This window comes from Desulfosarcina sp., from assembly GCF_033791525.1.
Lineage (GTDB): Bacteria > Desulfobacterota > Desulfobacteria > Desulfobacterales > Desulfosarcinaceae > Desulfosarcina.
In genome coordinates this window covers 1-4986 of record NZ_JASJGN010000164.1, presented here as the reverse complement: position 1 = coordinate 4986, position 4986 = coordinate 1, and the positions used below count along the sequence as shown (strand labels likewise).

Genomic DNA, 4986 nt, shown 5'->3' with positions numbered 1-4986 from the left:
TTGAACCAGGAGATGGTCGAGGCATCCGAGCAGGGCGATGGTGCCCGGATCGGCCCCCTTTCCCAGAAAATCCGCACCTGCCAGGAGATCATCGAGACCCGGTTCGCTGAAATGGAGCAGATGGATGAACAGCGGCAGCGGCTGGAGAAGAAATTTGAAAAACGCCTGGCGGAATTGGAAACTTGATTTCAGGGGTCGGCGGCCTGGAGGCAGAGGTCAGAAAACATATCGCGGCTGGAAGCCGCTCCAACCAATTCCATAATCCCTGAATTTTTCAATTCGGTATTCTGCCTTCGAATGGCAGCCTTGTCGATGTCGATGGTCAGCCCGCTGACACAAACGCATTCTGGGGATAAGTGTTCCAATGGCAGACCGATCCATCCTTCTCATCTCTCCGCCGGTTTCCAAGCCCTGCGAGCCTCCGGCTGGCCTTGCCAAACTGGCCTGGGCGCTACGTGCCCAAAAGGTCGACTGCCGCATCTATGATGCCGGTATCGATGGCATACTGGACCTGCTCCACCGGCCGATAGCGGCTGATGACACCTGGTCCCGGCGGGCACTGGCCGGACGGACGGCCAACATCGATGCCCTGCGGTCCCTGGACCTTTATCGCAACCGGGATCGTTACAAACGGGCCGTCATGGACGTCAATCGAATCCTTCACATGGCGGGCCTTGAATTCGGTGCCGCCCTTTCCCTGTCTAATTTTGGATCTTCAGCCCTTTCACCGGTTCGCAGCGCGGATTTAATACGGGCGGCCGAAGTATTCGAATCCAACCCGTTTTATTCTATCTTTTCTAAAAAACTACTGGATCTTTTCGACCAACGGGAACCGGCGATCGTCGGCATGTCGATCAATTTCATGAGCCAGGCCCTGTGTGCCTTTTCCATGATCGGTTTTATCCGCAGGCATTTGCCCCAGACCAGGATCATCTGCGGCGGTGGGCTGGTTACCTCCTGGATGAATATCCCGAACCTTGGTAACCCTTTTGGTGGGCTGATTGACGAAATGGTCTGTGGGCCTGGGGAAAACCGGTTGATCGCGCTGTGCACGGGTAAAGATGAGATCCAACCCACGGTCACCGGATATGACTTCTCTTCCTTAAATATGGACCGCTATCTCTCTCCGGTGCGGGTGTTGCCCTACGCGACCTCAAGGGGGTGCTACTGGAAGAAATGCGCCTTCTGCCCTGAAACCGCCGAAGATGCGCCCTACTCGACCGAAACTCCGCAGGCATTGTTGGAAGATCTGAGGCAGGCGGCCGCCCACCAGTCGACCGGGCTGGTCCATTTTCTGGACAATGCCCTCTCCCCCCGGCTGCTCGGGTATCTGATCAAGCATCCTCCCGGCCTTCCCTGGTATGGATTCGCCCGGGTCACCCGGCACCTCACCGACCCTGACTTTGCAAGGGGACTGAAAGCATCCGGGTGTGTCATGCTCAAGCTGGGTGTGGAATCCGGGGATCAGGATGTTTTGGATGCCCTTGGCAAAGGGATCGACATCGGCACGGTATCAAAAGCGCTCGACACGATTCACCAAGCGGGCATCGCCACTTACGTGTATCTGCTCTTCGGCACACCGGCGGAGGACGAGCGCAGCGCCGCCAAAACGCTGGAATTCACCCTTGCCCATGCACCGTCCATCGATTTTCTCAATCTGGCCATCTTCAATCTTCCCGCCTACAGCCAGGAAGCCGGTGGATTGGATACGGTGGATTTCTACGAAGGCGACCTTTCCCTGTATCGTGAGTTTGTCCATCCGCAAGGCTGGAGCCGGGACCGGGTGCGGCGCTTTTTGTCCACGGCCTTTAAACGACCTGCCGCCATCCGGGCGATTCTGAACAACGATCCGCCTTTTTTCACCTCCAACCACGCCCCTTTTTCAATTTGGTGAACGGCTGACCCCATTATCTCGACTGTCCGTCATCGTTGAACCGCGATAGCGAGATCATAAAGCCCTCTTTTTTATGCTTTGACAAATTGACTGATTTGATCCAAATTGGTTCAACCAATTTAAATTGGTACGTTCATTAATCCTGAATGATGTCTGGCTGTGATATGACTGATTTATTTTTCGTAAAATGGATTCTGGCGCTCTCCCCGATTTTGACCGTTCTGGTTTTAATGATTTTTAGAAACTGGAGCGGCTCGCGAGCCGGCGCCGCCGGCTGGTTTGTCGCACTGATCACGGCAACCTTTGCTTTTGGCGCCCACCCGGTACTCATCGCCCATTCCCAGGCGAAAGGCGCCTTGCTGTCCCTCAATGTCCTCTATATTATCTGGGCGGCGCTGCTTTTATACAACGTTGTCAATGAAACCGGGGCCATCAAGGCAATCGGCATCGGCATCCAACGATTCAGCGGAGACAAATCCATCCAGATCCTCATCTTCGGATGGATTTTTGCTTCATTCCTTCAAGGTGTTGCCGGTTACGGTGTTCCGATAGCGGTGGTGGCGCCGCTTTTGGTGGGTCTTGGTTTTTCGCCCGTGGTTGCCGTCGCCGTACCGGCGATCGGTCATTCATGGTCGGTCACCTTCGGTTCGATGGGAGCGTCCTTCCAGGCGCTCATGGCCGTATCCGGTTTGGGTGCCCCCTATCTTGCGCCATGGTCGGCCACACTATTAGGGATTACCACCTTCCTTTGCGGAATCTGTGCCGTGCATGTGTATGGCGGCTGGAAAATGGTCAAACACAGTGCGTTGGCGATTCTTGTCATTGGGATGGCAATGGCGGGTACGCAATACATACTTGCGGTTTCCGGGATGTGGACGCTGGGCGGTTTCGGGGCGAGCCTGGTGGGGCTGTGCAGCGGCCTTGTGGTTGCAAAACTGAAAATCTACAATCAGGTGCCGCCTTCACAAACGCAATCGGAGATGGGACTGGGGTGGGCGTTGTCAGCCTATTTTATTCTGGTCGTCATTGTCTCTTCCGGCGTCATGGTTCCCCCTGTCGAGGCCTTTCTCGGGCAGATCAACCTGACGTTGGTATTTCCGGAAATCATATCGATGAAAGGATGGGTCACCCAGGCCGGCAAAGGCAAGGCCATCAACATATTCGGCCATGGCGGCGCACTGCTCTTATATGCAACCATCATCGGTTTCTTAGTTTATCGTTCCAGGGGTTTTTATCAATCTCATGCCTTGAAAACAATCGTCCAGAAGACGATTAAGAGCGGTGTGCCGACAAGCCTGGGTATCGTCAGTATGGTATGTTTTGCCATGATCATGGATCACTGCCAGATGATAACCGTCCTTGCAGAAGGGATAAGCCGGGTTTTCGGCTCGATTTATCCCCTGGTTTCGCCATGGATCGGTCTGCTTGGCGCCTTTATGACCGGCAGCAATACCAACTCCAATGTTGTTTTTGGGGTTCTCCAGCAAGAGACCGCCCAGCTGGCGGGGCTCAGTGCGGGCTTGATTCTCGCCGCCCAGACAACCGGCGGCGCGCTTGGAAGCATGATCGCGCCGGCAAAGATCCTTGTGGGGTGCTCTACCGTCGGCCTCTCGGGGAAAGAGGGCCCGGTGCTCAAGGCAACCCTTCAATACGGGCTTATAATAACCGGTGTCGTTGGAGTGATTACCATGCTGTTTTCCTTTATCCGCTAAACAGGAATGACATTTATGGACAGTTTGCTAAAAAAACACGGTAACGCCCTGAAAAACACGGCATTGATTTTAATGCTGGCACTACCTTTTATGCTTTATGCGGCTGCTCTTCATGGCTCGATCCTCCAGGTAAAACTGCTTATGGCAATTTTTATCGTCAACATGCTGTTTGTCATGAAAAACGGCTGACCGCTCAGTCCGTGAAAGGGTCAAGAGGCGTCCGATGCTTAAAAAACCGGTTAAAAACCTGACGAATACCCTGAAAGCGGTTACCAAAACCAAACTTCATGAGCAGATCGTCATCCAGATACAGGCACTGATCGATAAAGGTCGACTGAAACATGGCGACCAGCTCCCGCCTGAAAGAGAACTGGCAACGATCTTCAAGGTTTCCCGCCATTCTGTGCGCGAAGCCATACGGATACTGGAACAGAAAAGAATTTTGAAAAGCAGACCGGGGAGCGGAACCTACATTATTTTGGAAGACGAGTCGTCTGTGGTCGATTTTCTGGCCAGAGCGATAAACCATGAAAAAAACACTATTTCTGAAATATTTCAATTCAGAGAACTGCTTGAACCTCAGATCGCCGGACTGGCCGCACAAAGCGCGACCGCAGAAGATCTCTCAATCCTGCAGGACATTCTTCAGCGCCAACAAAAAGAACTGGACGATATCGCCGCATCAAAGGATCTTGATCAGGATTTTCATCGCGCGCTGGCCAGGGCCACCGGCAATTCCGTCCTGTTGCAGGTTGTTGAACTGCTGGATCACATTTTTCTGAAAAGCCGACATGCCTATTCGCAAAGTCTACAGAGAAATCGACTGTCGCTGAAAGGTCACCAGGAAATCTTAAAGGCAGTAGGAAATAAAGATTCAAGGACCGCAAGGAAATTGATGACCGGCCATCTCAATGCAATCCGGGAACTGGTCATCCCGTCCAACCACCACAAAAAAGCGTAGATGAGGCCCGAGATGTCAATAGAGATGGAGACAGAACCGAACACTTCCGAATCGGCATGCCAGGTAGCCGTCGGTGCCCAGAGCAACGATCATTCTGCTCATCTGGCCGGTGTTTCAACCAGCCGTTTTTTCACGGATGCCGACACGTTCGTCCGGGTTCAACTCCTGGTCACCGAATACTACAAACTCGATGTTCTCAGCAATTTCTGGGATGTTTATAATATTGAGGCCGAAGCGTTGGGACAAAAGGTTGTTTATCATCCTGGCGGGATACCCGATACGGATCGCACCCGACCACTGATTGGGACACCCTCGGATCTGGATCGCCTTTCACCTCCGGACCCATACCGGTCCGGTCGAATGCCCTGGGTCCTGAAGATCAACAAGAATTACCAGGAAATGGCAGGCAAGCTCGAACG

6 protein-coding genes are annotated in these 4986 nt (G+C 53.3%); all 6 read left to right on the top strand.

Annotation, left to right across the window (positions count from 1 at the left end):
- Positions 1-186, top strand: a 186-nt coding sequence (locus QNK41_RS07950; protein ID WP_319255506.1) for a hypothetical protein, incomplete at its 5' end; no start/stop codon positions are given.
- Positions 187-364: 178 nt separating this feature from the next.
- Entirely contained in the window at positions 365-1894 is a 1530-nt protein-coding gene (locus QNK41_RS07945) for a B12-binding domain-containing radical SAM protein (protein WP_319255504.1), read from the top strand.
- A gap of 164 nt (positions 1895-2058) precedes the next feature.
- Positions 2059-3606 (top strand): L-lactate permease, encoded by a 1548-nt coding sequence (locus tag QNK41_RS07940; protein ID WP_319255502.1) that lies wholly within the window; start codon positions 2059-2061, stop codon positions 3604-3606.
- Between the two features lie 15 nt (positions 3607-3621).
- Positions 3622-3795 (top strand): hypothetical protein, encoded by a 174-nt coding sequence (locus tag QNK41_RS07935; protein WP_319255499.1) that lies wholly within the window; start codon positions 3622-3624, stop codon positions 3793-3795.
- 34 nt (positions 3796-3829) lie between these two features.
- A complete protein-coding gene (locus tag QNK41_RS07930; RefSeq protein WP_319255497.1) occupies positions 3830-4567 on the top strand; it encodes a FadR/GntR family transcriptional regulator in 738 nt (245 codons plus the stop codon).
- 12 nt (positions 4568-4579) lie between these two features.
- Positions 4580-4986 (top strand): uroporphyrinogen decarboxylase family protein (locus tag QNK41_RS07925; protein ID WP_319255495.1); only part of this gene is annotated, 407 nt, incomplete at its 3' end.

Bases quoted from the DNA above. Each gene is read 5' to 3' on its own strand.
- QNK41_RS07930 (WP_319255497.1), top strand. From the start codon at position 3,830: ATGCTTAAAAAACCGGTTAAAAACCTGACGAATACCCTGAAAGCGGTT.
- QNK41_RS07940 (WP_319255502.1), top strand. From the start codon at position 2,059: ATGACTGATTTATTTTTCGTAAAATGGATTCTGGCGCTCTCCCCGATT.
- QNK41_RS07945 (WP_319255504.1), top strand. From the start codon at position 365: ATGGCAGACCGATCCATCCTTCTCATCTCTCCGCCGGTTTCCAAGCCC.
- QNK41_RS07935 (WP_319255499.1), top strand. From the start codon at position 3,622: ATGGACAGTTTGCTAAAAAAACACGGTAACGCCCTGAAAAACACGGCA.